At 63.7% G+C, this 15,760-nt stretch carries 17 protein-coding genes and 1 tRNA gene; all 18 read right to left on the reverse strand.

Features of this window, described 5'->3' with window-relative positions:
• Nucleotides 1–9: 9 nt before the first annotated feature.
• Complete coding sequence (gene rpmI / locus AC1RTA_RS07410; protein WP_014237031.1) at nucleotides 10–207, reverse strand: 50S ribosomal protein L35; 198 nt, start codon at nucleotides 205–207, stop codon at nucleotides 10–12.
• A gap of 109 nt (nucleotides 208–316) precedes the next feature.
• Nucleotides 317–841, reverse strand: a complete 525-nt coding sequence (infC, locus tag AC1RTA_RS07415) for a translation initiation factor IF-3 (protein WP_083833949.1) — start codon at nucleotides 839–841, stop codon at nucleotides 317–319.
• Nucleotides 842–890: 49 nt separating this feature from the next.
• Nucleotides 891–2,807, reverse strand: a complete 1,917-nt coding sequence (gene thrS, locus AC1RTA_RS07420) for a threonine--tRNA ligase (RefSeq protein WP_014237029.1) — start codon at nucleotides 2,805–2,807, stop codon at nucleotides 891–893.
• Nucleotides 2,808–2,959: 152 nt separating this feature from the next.
• Nucleotides 2,960–3,036, reverse strand: a tRNA-Val gene (locus AC1RTA_RS07425).
• Nucleotides 3,037–3,119: 83 nt separating this feature from the next.
• On the reverse strand, nucleotides 3,120–3,563 hold the full coding sequence (locus tag AC1RTA_RS07430) for a rhodanese-like domain-containing protein (protein WP_492784380.1): 444 nt from the start codon (nucleotides 3,561–3,563) through the stop codon (nucleotides 3,120–3,122).
• On the reverse strand, nucleotides 3,560–4,357 hold the full coding sequence (locus tag AC1RTA_RS07435) for a 3'-5' exonuclease (RefSeq protein ID WP_014237027.1): 798 nt from the start codon (nucleotides 4,355–4,357) through the stop codon (nucleotides 3,560–3,562). The genes AC1RTA_RS07430 and AC1RTA_RS07435 overlap by 4 nt, the downstream gene beginning before the upstream one ends.
• 5 nt (nucleotides 4,358–4,362) lie before the next feature.
• Nucleotides 4,363–5,262, reverse strand: coding sequence for a cysteine synthase CysM (cysM, locus tag AC1RTA_RS07440; protein ID WP_130458157.1), 900 nt, complete (start codon nucleotides 5,260–5,262; stop codon nucleotides 4,363–4,365).
• Nucleotides 5,263–5,265: 3 nt separating this feature from the next.
• Nucleotides 5,266–6,258, reverse strand: a complete 993-nt coding sequence (rfaD, locus tag AC1RTA_RS07445; protein WP_014237025.1) for an ADP-glyceromanno-heptose 6-epimerase — start codon at nucleotides 6,256–6,258, stop codon at nucleotides 5,266–5,268.
• Nucleotides 6,259–6,267: 9 nt separating this feature from the next.
• Nucleotides 6,268–7,215 carry a D-glycero-beta-D-manno-heptose-7-phosphate kinase gene (gene rfaE1, locus AC1RTA_RS07450; protein WP_492784381.1) on the reverse strand — a complete coding sequence of 316 codons (948 nt, stop codon included), beginning with the start codon at nucleotides 7,213–7,215 and terminating at the stop codon, nucleotides 6,268–6,270.
• Between the two features lie 13 nt (nucleotides 7,216–7,228).
• Complete coding sequence (gene rfbC, locus AC1RTA_RS07455; RefSeq protein WP_492784382.1) at nucleotides 7,229–7,777, reverse strand: dTDP-4-dehydrorhamnose 3,5-epimerase; 549 nt, start codon at nucleotides 7,775–7,777, stop codon at nucleotides 7,229–7,231.
• Nucleotides 7,774–8,664 carry a glucose-1-phosphate thymidylyltransferase RfbA gene (rfbA, locus tag AC1RTA_RS07460; protein ID WP_492784383.1) on the reverse strand — a complete coding sequence of 297 codons (891 nt, stop codon included), beginning with the start codon at nucleotides 8,662–8,664 and terminating at the stop codon, nucleotides 7,774–7,776. Before rfbA ends, rfbC begins: the two co-directional genes overlap by 4 nt.
• Nucleotides 8,654–9,583 (reverse strand): dTDP-4-dehydrorhamnose reductase, encoded by a 930-nt coding sequence (rfbD, locus tag AC1RTA_RS07465; protein WP_492784384.1) that lies wholly within the window; start codon nucleotides 9,581–9,583, stop codon nucleotides 8,654–8,656. The genes rfbA and rfbD overlap by 11 nt, the downstream gene beginning before the upstream one ends.
• Nucleotides 9,570–10,631, reverse strand: coding sequence for a dTDP-glucose 4,6-dehydratase (rfbB, locus tag AC1RTA_RS07470; protein WP_492784385.1), 1,062 nt, complete (start codon nucleotides 10,629–10,631; stop codon nucleotides 9,570–9,572). Before rfbB ends, rfbD begins: the two co-directional genes overlap by 14 nt.
• A 10-nt stretch (nucleotides 10,632–10,641) precedes the next feature.
• Nucleotides 10,642–11,967 carry a UDP-glucose dehydrogenase family protein gene (locus AC1RTA_RS07475; protein ID WP_492784386.1) on the reverse strand — a complete coding sequence of 442 codons (1,326 nt, stop codon included), beginning with the start codon at nucleotides 11,965–11,967 and terminating at the stop codon, nucleotides 10,642–10,644.
• A gap of 52 nt (nucleotides 11,968–12,019) precedes the next feature.
• Complete coding sequence (gene lapB, locus AC1RTA_RS07480; RefSeq protein WP_043799116.1) at nucleotides 12,020–13,186, reverse strand: lipopolysaccharide assembly protein LapB; 1,167 nt, start codon at nucleotides 13,184–13,186, stop codon at nucleotides 12,020–12,022.
• A complete protein-coding gene (locus AC1RTA_RS07485; RefSeq protein WP_130458152.1) occupies nucleotides 13,186–13,512 on the reverse strand; it encodes a LapA family protein in 327 nt (108 codons plus the stop codon). Before AC1RTA_RS07485 ends, lapB begins: the two co-directional genes overlap by 1 nt.
• A gap of 84 nt (nucleotides 13,513–13,596) precedes the next feature.
• Nucleotides 13,597–13,899 (reverse strand): integration host factor subunit beta, encoded by a 303-nt coding sequence (locus AC1RTA_RS07490; protein WP_014237016.1) that lies wholly within the window; start codon nucleotides 13,897–13,899, stop codon nucleotides 13,597–13,599.
• Between the two features lie 114 nt (nucleotides 13,900–14,013).
• Nucleotides 14,014–15,720 carry a 30S ribosomal protein S1 gene (gene rpsA, locus AC1RTA_RS07495; protein WP_014237015.1) on the reverse strand — a complete coding sequence of 569 codons (1,707 nt, stop codon included), beginning with the start codon at nucleotides 15,718–15,720 and terminating at the stop codon, nucleotides 14,014–14,016.
• Nucleotides 15,721–15,760 lie beyond the last annotated feature (40 nt).

Below are 15,760 nucleotides of genomic sequence, written 5' to 3' on the forward strand. Positions count from 1 at the left end.
TCTCCTTGATTAGGCGTAGGGCAACATGGCACGGATGGAGGCCTTGTCACTGTCGTGAATGGCTTCGGTACCGCGCAGTTGGCGCTTGTTCTTGGTGGTCTTGGAGGTCAGGATGTGACGCTTGAACGCCTGACCGCGCTTGATGCTGCCGCCAGCGCGGATCTTGAACCGCTTGGCGGCACCGCTCTTGCTCTTCATCTTGGGCATTGAATGCTCCTTGGTTTTAACATGATCCCAGGTGGCTTCCGACGGAAACGCTTGACTACCCGGCACCACTTATATCGCCCCCGAACGAGTCCGGAGGCGGGTACTGCAATTACACCTTCTTCTTCGGCGCCAGCATCATCACCATCTGGCGGCCTTCCATCTTCGGCATCTGCTCGACCTGTGCCAGCTCGAGCAAATCGGCCTTGATGCGTTCCAGCTGACGCATACCGATTTCCTGGTGGGCCATTTCACGGCCACGGAAGCGCAGGGTCACCTTGACCTTGTCTTCGTCTTCCAGGAAGCGGGTCATGTTCCGCAGCTTGATCTGGTAGTCGTTTTCGTCGGTACCGGGACGGAGCTTGATCTCCTTCACCTGTACCTGCTTCTGTTTCAGCTTGGCCTCGTGCTGCTTCTTGGCCTCGTGGTACTTGAACTTGCCGTAATCCATCACCCGGCATACCGGCGGCTTGGCCAGGGGAGCGATCTCCACCAGATCCACACCGGCCTCTTCGGCCATTTGCAGCGCCGCACGGATGGTTACGACACCAATCTGCTCGCCTTCTTCCCCGATAAGCCGGACTTCCGGCACCGTGATTTCTTCGTTGACGCGATGCGCCTTTTGCAGTGCGGCGATGGTTCAATCTCCACGAAAACAGGCCGCCCCATTCGGGGACGGACAAAAACTAAGCCGTGCTCTTACGCGCGGCGACTTCTTCCAGAAGCCGCTCGATCAGGCTTGCCACGGGCATCTGCCCCAGGTCCTGACCACCGCGGGTACGCACGGCCACCAAGCCGGCTTCCTTTTCCTTGTCGCCGATGACGAGCTGATAAGGCAACCGGTTCAAGCTATGTTCGCGTATTTTATAGGTAATTTTTTCATTGCGCAAATCCGCTTCGGCACGCAAACCTGCCTGACGCAGGGTTTTCACCACTTCGGCGGAAAAATCGGCCTGTTTTTCCGAAATATTCAGCACCACGGCCTGCACCGGCGCCAGCCACAGGGGCAAGGCACCCGCATAGTTTTCCACCAGGATGCCGATGAAACGCTCCAGGGAACCGAGGATGGCCCGATGCAGCATCACCGGCACATGGCGGGCATTGTCCTCGCCCACATATTCGGCACCCAGGCGACCCGGCATGGAGAAATCCACCTGCATGGTGCCGCACTGCCAGGAGCGCCCGATGGCATCCTTGATGTGGAACTCGATCTTGGGGCCATAGAAGGCACCCTCGCCGGGCAATTCATCCCATTCCAGGCCGGAAGCCTTGAGGCCGGCCCGCAGGGCATTCTCCGCCTTGTCCCAGATGTCGTCGGAACCGACACGGCTTTCGGGGCGCAGGGCCAACTTCACCGCCACCTGGTCGAAACCGAAGTCGGCATAGACCTTCTTCACCAGGGCGTTGAAAGCCGTCACTTCCGCCTCGATCTGGTCTTCGGTACAGAAGATGTGACCGTCGTCCTGGACGAAGCCGCGCACGCGCATCAGGCCGTGCAGGGCGCCGGAGGCCTCGTTGCGGTGACAGGAGCCGAACTCGCCATAGCGCAGGGGCAGATCGCGGTAGGAGCGCAGATCGGAATTGAACACCTGCACATGGCCCGGGCAGTTCATCGGTTTGATGGCGTAGTCCCGCTTCTCCGACTCCGTGGTGAACATGTTGTTCTTGTAGTGCTCCCAGTGACCGGACTTCTCCCACATGCTGCGGTCGAGAATCTGGGGGCAGCGGATTTCCTGGTAGCCGTTGTCGCGATAGACCTGGCGCATGTACTGCTCGATTTCCTGCCAGATGGCCCAGCCCTTGGGGTGCCAGAAAACCATGCCCGGCGCCTCGTCCTGCATGTGGAACAGATCCAGATGCTTGCCGATGCGGCGGTGATCCCGCTTCTCGGCCTCTTCCAGCATGTGCAGGTAGGCTTCCTGGTCTTCCTTCTTGGCCCAGGCGGTGCCGTAAATGCGCTGCAGCATCTCGTTCTTGGAATCGCCGCGCCAGTAGGCACCGGCCACCTTCATCAGCTTGAAAACCTTGAGCTTGCCGGTGGAGGGGACGTGGGGGCCGCGACAGAGGTCCACAAATTCGCCTTCCCGGTACAGGGAAACATCCTGGTCGGCCGGGATGGCGGCAATCAGCTCGGCTTTGTACTTCTCGCCCTGCTCCAGGAAGAACTTGACCGCATCGTCCCGGGCCCAGACTTCGCGGCTTACCGGAATGTCGCGCTTGGCCAGCTCGGCCATCTTCTTCTCGATGGCCAGCAGGTCTTCAGGGGTAAAGGGGCGCTTGTAGGCGAAGTCGTAGTAGAAGCCGTTGTCGATGACCGGACCGATGGTCACCTGGGCTTCGGGAAACAGCTCCTTCACCGCATAGGCCAGCAGGTGGGCCGTGGAGTGGCGGATGATCTCCAGGCCGTCCGCATCCTTGTCGGTGACGATGGCCAGCTGGGTATCACGCTCCATCAGGTGGGAAGTATCCACCAGCTTGCCGTCCACCTTGCCGGCCAGGGCGGCGCGGGCGAGGCCGGCACCGATGGAGGCGGCAACCTCGGCAACGGTCACCGGAGCATCGAAGGAGCGGATGGAACCGTCGGGCAGCGTGATATTGGGCATGATTTCTCCAGCCACATTAAATCCTGGACAAAAAAAAAGTGCGGACGGATCCGCACTTTTTTTCGACATAGGAACGAAGGCGAACCGCTTAGGCTTTCTGAACCAGGATAGTGCAAGTTCGGAAATTCACGGTACAGCTCCGTTCAAGGTGTTGGTAGGCGCGATTGGATTCGAACCAACGACCCCCACCATGTCAAGGTGGTGCTCTAACCAACTGAGCTACGCGCCTGCAAAGAAGGCCGAATTATAACGATCCCAGAGAATCGCGCAAGGGGCTGAGGAGACTTTTTTCGCTTCGCCCCACAAAAAAAATCAGCACAACCGTCCGGGCGAACATTTGGCCAGGGCTGGCGCCACTGCGGTGACGGGGCGCGACTCCTGGATCCAGGCGCGGATGCCCTGGCGCACGTTGTAGATCTTGCTGTAGCCGGCCTGCTGTTCGAGGAAGTCGCTGACGGCCCGGGTGCGGTTGCCGCTGCGGCAGATGAGGATCACCGGCTGCTCCGGACCTGCCACCGTCTTCAGCTGCTCCAGCCAGGCCGCCGGATTGGCGCGGCCGTTGGCATCGAAGAAGGTAAGCAGGCGGCTGCCGGGAATGACGCCGGTTTCCCGCCATTCGGGCTCGGTACGGATATCCACCAGGACCACGCCACTGGCCACCAGCCGGGCCACTGCGGCGCTGTCCACATTCACCACCTCGGCCCTGGCCGCGAACGCCGCCAGCAGCCCCAGGAGGAAGAGGAAGGCGTGCTTCACGCCGCCACCTCCGGCCAGGCGGCCAGGAATTCCTGCCAGTGGGGCTTGTCCAGCTTGGCCAGTTCGGCCTTGATGAAGGCCAGTTCGGCCAGATGCTCCTCCCGGCTGACCTCTCCCCGCATCAGGCGGAAGCGGGTGGACACCAGGTAGGTATTGACCACATCGGTCTCGCAGTAATCGCGGATCTCATCGGCCTTGCCCTCCTGCCAGGCCTGCCACACCTTGCCGCCGTCCATGCCCAGCTTGCCGGGGAAGCCCATGAGCTTGGCCAGGTCATCCAGGGGAGCGCTGGCCCGGGGCTGGTACATGGCCAGCAGGTCCATCAGGTCCAGGTGGCGGGTGTGGTAACGGCTGATGTAGTTGTTCCACTTGAAGTCCCGGGAATCGGCATAGTCGCCGTCGCCCAGGTCCCAGTAGCGGGGAGCCACGACGCCGTGGATCAGGCCCCGGTAGTGCAGCACCGGGAGATCAAAGCCGCCGCCGTTCCAGGAAACGATCTGGGGCGTGAATTTCTCGATGCCGTCGAAGAAGCGCTGGATGATCTCCCCTTCGCCAATCTCGGGAGCCGCCAGGGACCACACCTTGAAGGCATCCCGGGCCCGCAGGGCGCAGGAGATGGTCACCACCCGCTGCAGGTGCAGGGGCAGGAAGTCGCTGCCGTTCTGGGCCCGGCGCTGCTGGAAGGCCAGTTCGGCCACCTCGTCGTCGGAGAGGTCGGCGGGAAGATCGTGCAGGCGGCGCAGCCCGGGCACATCCGGGATGGTTTCAATATCGAAGACGAGGACGGGAACCATGGGACTCAGGCGGGGAAAACGCCGGTGGACAGGTAACGGTCGCCCCGGTCGCAAACGATGGTGACGATGGTGGCGTTCTCCAGTTCCCGGGCCAGGCGCAGGGCCACGGCCAGGGCGCCGCCGGAGGAGATGCCGGCGAACAGGCCCTCTTCCCGGGCCAGGCGCCGGGTCATGTCCTCGGCCTCGGCCTGGGACACGTATTCAAGGCGGTCCACCCGGCTACGCTCGTAGATTTTCGGCAGATAGGCTTCGGGCCATTTGCGGATGCCGGGAATCTGGCTGCCCTCTTCCGGCTGGCAGCCGACGATCTGGATGCGCGGATTCTTTTTCTTGAGAAACTGGGAAGTACCGATGATGGTGCCGGTGGTGCCCATGCTGGAAACGAAATGGGTCACCTGGCCCTTGGTGTCGCGCCAGATTTCCGGCCCGGTGCCTTCGAAGTGGGCCAGGGGATTATCCGGATTGGCGAACTGGTCGAGGATGATGCCCTTGCCTTCGTCGCGCATTTTTTCGGCCACGTCCCGGGCCAGTTCCATGCCACCGTCGCGGGGCGTCAGGATCAGTTCGGCGCCGTAGGCACGCATGGTCTGGCGCCGCTCCAGGCTCTGGTTTTCCGGCATCACCAGGATCATGCGGTAGCCACGCATGGCGGCGGCCATGGCCAGGGCGATGCCGGTGTTGCCGGAGGTGGCTTCGATCAGGGTGTCGCCGGGCCGGATCTCGCCCCGCTGCTCGGCGTGGGAAATCATGGAAAGGGCCGGGCGATCCTTCACCGAACCGGCCGGATTGTTGCCTTCCAGCTTGGCCAGGATGACGTTGCCGCGCTGGGCAATGGCCTCGCCGGGCAGGCGCTTCAGCTGCACCAGGGGCGTGTTGCCGACGAAATCTTCCAGGGTCTTGTACATGGCTCAGCGTCCGTTGAGGAATTGCACGTAGTCGGCGACGCCTTCGGCCACGGTGGCGAACTCGTCACCATAGCCGGCGCTGCGCAGCTTGCTGAGGTCGGCCTGGGTGAAGCTCTGGTACTTGCCTTTGAGGGCTTCGGGGAAGGCCACGTACTCCACCAGCCCCTGCTGCACCATCGCCTCCAGGGACAGGGCCGGCTTGCCCTCGGCGGCGCGGCAGCTGTTCACCGTGGCCACGGCCACGTCGTTGAAGCTCTGGGCCCGGCCGGTGCCCAGGTTGAAGATGCCCGACTTTTCCGGATGGTCGAGGAAGTACAGATTGACCTTGGCCACGTCCTTCACATAAACGAAGTCGCGCTGCTGCTCGCCGTTGGCGTAGCCGTCGCAGCCCTCGAACAGCTTGACCTTGCCTTCGGCCCGGTACTGGTTGAAATGGTGGAAGGCGACGGAGGCCATGCGCCCCTTGTGGCTCTCCCGGGGGCCGTAGACATTGAAGTAACGGAAGCCCACCACCTGGGAACCGGCTTCGGGCAGACGCTGGCGCACGATCTGGTCGAACAGGAACTTGGAGTAGCCGTACACGTTGAGGGGTGCCTCGTACTGCCGCTCTTCCTTGAAGACGCTGCTGCCGCCATAGGTGGCGGCGGAGGAGGCGTAGAGCAGCTGCACTTCCTGCTCCAGGCACCAGTCCAGCAGGGACAGGGAGTAGCGGTAGTTGTTCTCCATCATGTAGCGGCCGTCGGTCTCCATGGTGTCGGAGCAGGCGCCTTCGTGGAAGATGGCCTCCACGTCGCCGTCGAAGTGGCCGCAGAGCAGGCGCTCGAGGAACTCGCCCTTGTCCAGGTAGTCGGCGATCTCGCAGTCCACCAGGTTCTTGAACTTGTCCGCCTTGGTCAGGTTGTCCACGGCGATGATGCGGGTGATGCCCCGCTCATTGAGGGCCTTGACCAGGTTGGCGCCGACGAAGCCGGCGGCGCCGGTGACGATGTAGTACATGTGAATTCCTTAATTGGCGTCGGCCGCCAGGGCGGCCGACAGTTCCTCGCGACTGACGGTAGCGGTACCGAGCTTGCCCACCACCACGCCACCGGCCAGGTTGGCCAGGTGGATGGCGTCGCCCCAGGGGGCGCCCAGGGCCATCATGGCGGCCAGGGTGGCAATGACCGTGTCGCCGGCACCGGAGACGTCGAACACTTCCTGGGCCCGGGCCGGCTGATGCAGCGCCTCGCCGTCGCGATAGAGGCTCATGCCCTCTTCGCTACGAGTCACCAGCAGGGCTTCCAGTTCCAGTTCGCTGCGCAATTGCTGCGCCTTGGCCGCCAGCTGGGCCTCGTCGCTCCAGCGCCCCACCACCTGGCGCAGCTCGGAGCGGTTGGGGGTGATGACGGTAGCGCCGCGGTACTTGGAATAATCCTCGCCCTTGGGATCCACCAGCACCTTTTTCCCGGCCGCCCGGGCCAGGCGGATCATGTCGCCGATATGGGCCAGGCCGCCCTTGCCGTAGTCGGAAAGGATCACCACATCCACCCCGGCCAGGCGCTGCTCGAACTCGGCCAGCTTGGCCTGCAGCACCTCGTGGGACGGGGTGGTCTCGAAATCGATGCGCAGCAGCTGCTGCTGGCGGCCGATGACCCGCAGCTTGACCGTGGTGTCGATGGCTCCGTCGGGCAGCAGGGAGGCGGCAATGCCGCCCTCTTCCATCTGCCGCTGCAGGATGCGGCCGGCCTCGTCGTTGCCGACCACGGACAGCAGGCCGACCCGCGCCCCCAGGGAAGCGCAGTTGCGGGCCACGTTGGCGGCCCCGCCGGGACGCTCTTCGGAGCGCTCCACCTTGACCACCGGCACCGGTGCTTCGGGGGAAATGCGGGAGACATCGCCGAACCAGTAGCGGTCCAGCATGACATCGCCGACCACGAGAATGCGGGCGGCGGAAAAATCGGGAAGTTGGTACATGTCGCTTGGCATATCAATCAAAAAGTTCGGCATCCGCCATGCTGGCGCCCTGGGCATCCTTGGCCGACAGGCGGGGCTCCAGCCCGTCCAGGGGCCAGTCCACGGCCAGCCCGGGGTCGCTCCAGGCAATGCAGCGCTCGAATTCGGGCGCGTAGTAATCGGTGGTCTTGTAGAGGAATTCGGCGGTCTCGCTGAGCACCAGGAAACCATGGGCAAAGCCGGCCGGCACCCACATCTGGCGCTGATTTTCCGCCGACAGCACTTCTCCCACCCACTGGCCGCAGGTGGGGGAACTGCGGCGGATGTCCACCGCCACGTCGAACACGGCACCGCTCACCACCCGCACCAGTTTTCCCTGGGGCTGGCGGATCTGGTAGTGCAGGCCGCGCAGCACGCCCCGGGCGGAGCGGGAATGGTTGTCCTGGACAAAATCCGGATCACAGCCGGTAAGCTCGGCGAAGGTGCGCCGGTTATAGCTTTCCATGAAGAACCCCCGGGCATCGCCGAAAATCCTGGGTTCCAGGACTATCACCTCGGGAATGGCCGTCCTGATTGCCTTCACAGCCCCTGCTCCTTGAGCAGGGCCAGCAGGTATTGGCCGTAGCCGTTCTTGGCCAGGACCCGGGCCTGGGCGTCCAGGGTGGCATCGTCGATCCAGCGCTGGCGCCAGGCCACCTCTTCGGGGCAGGCCACCTTGAGGCCCTGGCGCTTCTCGATGGTCTCGATGAACTGGCCCGCCTCCAGCAGGGACTCATGGGTGCCTGTATCGAGCCAGGCATAGCCCCGGCCCATGATTTCCACATTAAGCTTGCCCGCTTCCAGGTAGTGACGGTTCACGTCGGTGATTTCCAGCTCCCCCCGGGGCGACGGCTTGATGCCCTTGGCCACGGCGACGATATCGGTGTCGTAGAAATAGAGGCCGGTGACGGCGTAGTGGGACTTGGGCTGCAGCGGCTTTTCCTCGATGGAGAGGGCCCGCTGCTGGGCGTCGAACTCGACCACGCCATAGCGCTCCGGATCGTTCACCCGGTAGGCGAAGACCGAGGCGCCGCTGTCCCGGCCGTTGGCCCGCTGCACCAGGGTGGCCAGGTCGTGGCCGTGAAAGATGTTGTCCCCCAGCACCAGGGCCGCCGGGGCGCCGTCGAGGAAGTCCTCGCCGATGAGAAAGGCCTGGGCCAGGCCGTCCGGCGAGGGCTGCACCGCGTATTGCAGGTTGATGCCCCACTGGGAGCCGTCTCCCAGCAACTGCTCGAAGCGGGGCGTGTCCTGGGGCGTGGAGATGATGAGGACGTCCCGCAGACCGGCCAGCATCAGGGTGGTCAGGGGGTAGTAGATCATCGGCTTGTCGTAGATCGGCAGCAGCTGCTTGGACACCGCCAGGGTGGCCGGATAGAGCCGGGTGCCGGAACCGCCGGCGAGAATGATGCCTTTACGGGGTTTAGTAGCCATTCTGGGCCTTCAGGGCGAGAAGCTGCATCATGCGGGAAAGATAGGGCTGCCAGTCGGGCATGGTCAGACCGAAACGGTCCTCCAGCTTGCGGCAGTCGAGACGGGAATTGAGGGGGCGCGGCGCCGGCAGCGGATATTCGCTGCTGGGAATGGGTGCGATGGCCTCGGGCCCCAGCTTGAGGGCGAAGCCGGGCGTCTGTTCGGCGGTGGCGACGATGGCCCGGGCAAAACCGTTCCAGCTCACCGGATTGGCCGCCGCCAGGTGGTACAGCTCGCAGCCCTGCTGGGCGCGCCCGCCGTCGAGCTGGGCCAGGACCATGCCGGTGACGGTGGCGATCATGGCCGCCGGCGTCGGGCTGCCGACCTGGTCGGCCACCACCTTGAGGCTGTCCCGCTCGCTCGCCAGGCGCAGGATGGTCTTGACGAAATTCTTGCCCCGGGCGCCGAAGACCCAGCTGGTGCGGAAGATGAGGCCGCGGCCGCCCACGGCCAGCATGGCTTCCTCCCCTTCCCACTTGGTCCGGCCATAGACGCCGAGGGGCGCCGTGGCATCGGACTCCACATAGGGTGCCGCCTTGCTGCCGTCGAAGACGTAGTCGGTGGAGTAATGCACCAGCAGGGCATCCAGGGCCTTGGCCTCCTCGGCCAGCAGGCCCACGGCCTCGGCATTGATGCGCCGGGCCAGTTCAGGCTCCTTTTCCGCCTGATCCACCGCCGTATAGGCGGCGGCATTGACGATCAGGCGGGGGCGCTGTTCCCGCACCACGGTCCGCAGCCGGTCCAGGTCGGCCAGGTCGCAAGTACGCCGGTCCAGGGCCAGCACCGGCCCCAGGGGCGCCAGGTCCCGCTGCAGTTGCCAGCCCAGCTGGCCCTGGCTGCCCAGGAGCAGGATGGGAGCCGACACCTCAGGCTTCCCCATACTGGCGGCCTACCCACTCCCGGTAGGCGCCGGAGGTGACGTTGTGCACCCACTGGGGATTGTCCAGGTACCAGCGTACGGTCTTGCGGATGCCGGTTTCGAAGGTCTCCGCCGGCTTCCAGCCCAACTCCCGTTCCAGCTTGCTGGCGTCGATGGCATAGCGCCGGTCGTGGCCGGGCCGGTCGGCAACGAAAGTGATCTGGCTGGCGTAGGAGGCGCCGTCGGCCCGGGGCGACAGTTCGTCGAGCATGGCGCACAGGGTATGCACCACCTCCAGGTTGGGCTTTTCGTTCCAGCCGCCCACGTTGTAGGTCTCACCCAGACGGCCGGCTTCCAGGACGCGGCGGATGGCGCTGCAATGGTCCTTCACATAGAGCCAGTCGCGGATCTGCTGGCCGTCGCCGTAGATGGGCAGGGGCTTGCCGGCCAGGGCGTTGTGGATGATGAGGGGAATGAGCTTTTCCGGGAAATGGTAGGGCCCGTAATTGTTGGAGCAGTTGGTGGTCAGCACCGGCAGGCCGTAGGTGTGGTGATAGGCCCGCACCAGATGGTCGGAGGCCGCCTTGCTGGCCGAATAGGGACTGTTGGGCTCGTAGCGGTGCTGCTCGGTGAAAGCCGGGGCCTCATTTTCCAGGGAACCGTACACTTCGTCCGTGGACACGTGGAGAAAGCGGAAGGCCGCCTTGTCGTCGGCAGGCAGGCCGTTCCAGTAGGCCCGCACGGCCTCCAGCAGGCGGAAGGTGCCGACGATGTTGGTCTGGATGAAGTCCTCCGGCCCGTGGATGGAACGGTCCACATGGCTCTCGGCGGCGAAGTTCACCACCGCCCGCACCCGGTTCTGCTGCAGCAGTTCCAGAATCAGGTCGTAGTCGGCGATGTCGCCGCGCACGAAACGGTGCCGCGGGTCGCCGGCCAGTCCCTGGAGGTTCTCCAGATTGCCGGCGTAGGTCAGCTTGTCCAGGTTGATGACGGGTTCATCCCCCGCCGCCAGCCAGTCGATGACGAAATTGCTGCCGATGAAGCCTGCACCGCCGGTCACCAGGATCATGGCGGACTCCTTATTGACGGCCGATGGCCTGGTAGTCAATGCCGAACTGGCGCACCTGCTTGGGTTCGTACAGGTTGCGGCCGTCGAAGATCACCGGCTGCTTCAGCTTGGCCTTGATGGCCTCGAAATCGGGACTGCGGAATTCCTTCCACTCGGTGACGATGAGCAGGGCATCCGCCCCTTCCAGGGCGGCCATGGGGCTCTCCGCATAGCTCAGGCGCGGCTCGTCGCCGAAAATGCGCCGGGCTTCATGCATGGCCACCGGATCGTAGGCCACCACGGTGGCGCCGGCGGCGAAGAGATCGGCCAGCAGGTAACGGCTGGGGGCCTCGCGCATGTCGTCCGTATTGGGCTTGAATGCCAGGCCCCAGACGGCGAACTTGCGGCCGCTGAGGTCGTTGCCGAAACGCTTCACGGTCTTGGCGGTGAGCACGTGCTTCTGGGCATCGTTGGCGTCTTCCACCGCGTTGAGGACCTTCATCTCCATGCCGGCATCGAGGCGGGCGGTGCGCTGCAGGGCCTGCACATCCTTGGGGAAGCAGGAACCGCCGTAGCCGCAGCCCGGATAGAGGAAGTGGTAGCCGATGCGCGGGTCGGAACCGATGCCCTGGCGCACCTGCTCGATGTCGGCACCCAGCTTCTCGGCCAGGTTGGCCAGTTCGTTCATGAAGCTGATGCGGGTGGCCAGCATGGCGTTGGCAGCGTACTTGGTCAGTTCGGCGGAACGCACATCCATGACGATGAGGCGTTCGTGGTTGCGCTGGAAGGGCGCATAGAGGGCGCGCATCAACTCGATGGCGCGCTCGTCCTCGGCGCCGACGACGATGCGGTCCGGCCGCATGAAATCCTCCACGGCGGCGCCTTCCTTGAGAAATTCCGGATTGGAGACGACGCTGTAGGCGATATCCGCTCCCCGGGCCTTGAGTTCCTCGGCGATGGCGGCGCGCACCTTGTCGCCGGTGCCCACGGGCACGGTGGACTTGTCCACCACCACCTTGTAGTCGCCCATGTGGCGGCCGATGTTGCGGGCGGCGGCGAGCACGTACTGCAGATCGGCGGAACCGTCCTCGTCCGGCGGCGTGCCGACGGCAATGAACTGGATGGTGCCGTGGGCCACAGCCTGTTCCACATCGGTGGTAAAACGCAGGCGGCCGGCGGCCACGTTGCGCTTCACCATGTCCAGCAGGCCCGGTTCGAAAATGGGAATGCCGCCTTCGTTGAGAATCCGGATCTTTTCCGGATCCACATCCAGGCACAGCACATCGTTGCCCACCTCGGCCAGGCAGGTACCGCTCACCAGGCCCACATAGCCCGTACCGACAACCGTAACTTTCAAATTATTCTCCCTGAAGGGTCATTGATCCGCCCAAACCGACGCATTCATGGGCTCAGGGGATCAGATCGAATTCTTCCGTGCGCCGGGGCGGATAGGTTTCCCAGCCGCCGCAGGCAGGACAGCGCCAGTAGAAGTGGCGCGCCTTGAAGCCGCAATTATCGCACCGATAGCGGGCCAGCCGGCGGGTGTGGTTGTGCACCAGATTACGCACCAGCTCCAGGTCCGCCCGCTTTTCCGGCGGCACGCCGAGCAGCTGGGCTTCCAGCAGGCGGTCCAGGCCCAGCAGGGTCGGATTGCGCCGCAGTTCGTCCCGCACCAGGCGATAGGCCGCCTCCGGCCCTTCTGCATCCATCACCAGCTGGAATACGGTTTCCAGCAGATCGAGGGAGGGGTAGCTGGCCAGGTAGCCGCGCAGCAGCTGCAGCCCCTCTTCCCGCTGGCCCTGGGCCAGGTAGGCATCCTGCAGCTTGCGGGCGACGATGGCCAGGTAGGCCGGATTCTGGCTCTCGATGCGCTTCCAGGCCTCGATGGCCGCTGCCAGGTCGCCCCCCTGCTGCAACAGGTCGCCCTGCAGGACGCTGGCGCGCACGCAGTTGCGGTGCAGGGAAAGGGCCGAGTCCAGGTACTGGCGGGCGGAATCGGGCCGGGAATTGATCATCTCCCCGGCTGCCAGCTCGCAGTAATAGTTGGCGATTTCCTTCTGGGTGGCGTAGTCAGGCATTTCCTTGGCGATGGCGATGGCCTTCTGCCAGTCCTTCTCCTGCTGGTAGATTTCCAGCAGGTTGCGCTTGGCCTCCTCGTCCCGGGAGGTGCCGCGCAAACGGGAGAACACCTCTTCGGCCCGGTCCAGCAGGCCGGCCTTGAGGAAGTCCTGGCCAAGCTCGGAAAGGGCCTGCAGCTTCAGCTCCGGCGACAGGTCCACCCGCTCGATGAGGTTCTGGTGCATGCGGATGGCCCGCTCGGTCTCGCCGCGGCGGCGGAACAGGTTGCCCAGGGCGAAGTGCAGTTCCACCGTCTGGGGATCCACCTTCACCACTTCGATGAAGGCTTCGATGGCCTTGTCCGGCTGCTCGTTGAGCAGGAAATTCAAGCCCTGGAAGTAGGACCGGGGCAGGGCCCGGGATTCCCGCACCAGATGCTTGATGTCGATGCGGGCGGCGGCCCAGCCAAGGACGAAAAACAGGGGAAAGAGCAGTAACTGCCAGTACTCGAATTCGATCATTGGGCCACGGCCTCGCCGGCAGGAGGCGGTTGCACGGCAGCGTCGCTGGCAGCCGGCTTGAGCACGGCCTGGCGCTCCCGCTCCCGCGCCAGTTCACGGCGGGTGCGCGACAGTTCGCGGCGCAGCTGGAACAGGGTACCGAGCAGGGACAGAGCACCAAGGGCCGTCCCGGCGGCGAAGAAACCGAGCAGGATGATCACCAGGGGCGCCTGCCACTGAGTATCGAAGAAGAAGCGCAGACTCACCGGATCGCTGTTCATTGCCGCAAAACCCAGCAAGAAGAAGAAGATGATGAGCCGGATGATCAAGATCAGGGCGCGCATAGCCTTATCCGCAAGCAATAAAAAAGGCGGCAACCCTAGGGTTGCCGCCCGCAATCTACCACAGGACAGGGGGTAAGGTCAGCGTCAGGCGGAGAGAGAGGCCAGCAGCCCCAGGTCCACCCGTTCGCGCAGTTCCTTGCCTGCCTTGAAATGGGGTACGTATTTTTCCGGAACGCTGACTTTATCCCCGGACTTGGGGTTACGCCCCATTCGCGGCGGCCGGTAGTTCAGCGCGAAGCTGCCGAACCCCCGAATCTCGATACGGTCACCGTGGGCCAGAGCCTCGGTCATGGCATCGAGAATTTCCTTGACCGCGAAATCAGCGTCTTTCGCCACCAGTTGCGGAAACCGCATGGCCAGGCGGGCGATCAGCTCGGATTTGGTCATGCTTGAGCCTTAAAAAGCCATTGAGGGAAAGAAGCCCTCCAGCCCCACCCATCCCCGGTACCGATCCTGTCGGCGCAGCACCGGGAAGCCGGGAGGGGCATGGAAGGGGATTTCTTAGCCCTGGTTGGAGCCGTTCAGCTTGGCCTTCAGCAGCGCACCCAGGTTGGTGGTGCCGGAAGCGGCGGAGCTTTCGGAAGCGAACTTCTGCATGGCTTCGTGTTGCTCGGCCTGATCCTTGGCCTTGATGGACAGGTTCACGTTGCGGGACTTGCGATCCACGTTGATGATCATGGCTTCGAGTTCGTCGCCGACCTTGACCAGCTGGGACAGATCTTCCACGCGGTCACGGGAGTACTCGGAAGCACGCAGGTAGCCTTCAACGTCGCCTTCCAGCTGCAGCACGGCACCCTTGGCATCAACGCTCTTCACCACGGCGCGCACGATGGTGTTCTTCTCGTGGGTGGCGATGTAGTTGGTGTAGGGGTCGCCTTCGAGCTGCTTGATACCCAGGGAGATGCGCTCCTTGTCGGTATCGATGGCCAGCACCACGGCCTGCACTTCGTCGCCCTTCTTGAAGTTGCGGATGGCTTCTTCGCCGGTGGTGCTCCAGGACAGGTCGGACAGGTGCACCAGGCCGTCGATGTTGCCGGGCAGGCCGATGAACACGCCGAAGTCGGTGATGGACTTGATCTGGCCGGAGACCTTGTCGCCCTTCTTGTGGTTCTGGGCGAACTCTTCCCACGGATTGGCCAGGCACTGCTTCATGCCCAGGGAGATACGACGACGGTCTTCGTCGATTTCCAGGATCATGACTTCCACTTCGTCGCCCAGCTGGACAACCTTGGTGGGATGCACGTTCTTGTTGGTCCAGTCCATTTCGGAGACGTGGACCAGACCTTCGATACCCTGTTCGATTTCAACGAAGGCCCCGTAGTCGGTCAGGTTGGTGACCTTGCCGAACAGGCGGGTACCGGAGGGGTAACGACGGGAGATGCCCACCCACGGATCTTCGCCCAGCTGCTTCAGGCCCAGGGACACGCGGTTCTTTTCGGTGTCGAACTTCAGCACCTTGGCGGTGACTTCGTCGCCCACGGCCAGCACTTCGCTGGGGTGACGCACACGGCGCCAGGCCAGGTCGGTGATGTGCAGCAGGCCGTCGATGCCGCCCAGGTCCACGAAGGCGCCGTAATCGGTGATGTTCTTGACGATACCCTTGACGGTAGCGCCTTCCTGCAGGGTAGACAGCAGCTTCTCGCGCTCTTCGCCCATGGTTTCTTCCAGGACGGCACGGCGGGAAACAACCACGTTGTTACGCTTGCGATCCAGCTTGATGACCTTGAATTCCATGGTCTTGCCTTCGTAAGGAGTGGTGTCCTTGACGGGGCGGATGTCGACCAGGGAGCCGGGCAGGAAGGAGCGGACGCTGTTGGTCATGACGGTCAGACCGCCCTTGACCTTGCCGGTGATGACGCCGGTCACCAGGGTACCTTCGTTCAGGGCCTTTTCCAGATCGTTCCAGGCGGCGATGCGCTTGGCCTTGTCGCGGGAGAGGCGGGTTTCACCGAAGCCGTCTTCCAGCTGTTCGATGGCGACCTGCACGAAGTCGCCGATCTTGGCTTCGACTTCGCCGGCGTCGCTCAGGAATTCTTCGACCGGGATATAGGATTCGGACTTCAGGCCGGCGTTGACGACGACAAAGTTCTGGTCGACGCGAACGACTTCGGCGGTAATCACTTCACCGGAGCGCATCTCCTGGCGGGCCAGGCTCTCTTCGAATAGCGCAGCGAAGGATTCTTGGGAAATGGGGGAAGCAGTAGTCATGGAAAAGGTACCCTAACCGCCTGTACAAGCTGGCGGGAAA

The organism is Azospira sp. MPR-E4 (genome assembly GCF_058809645.1).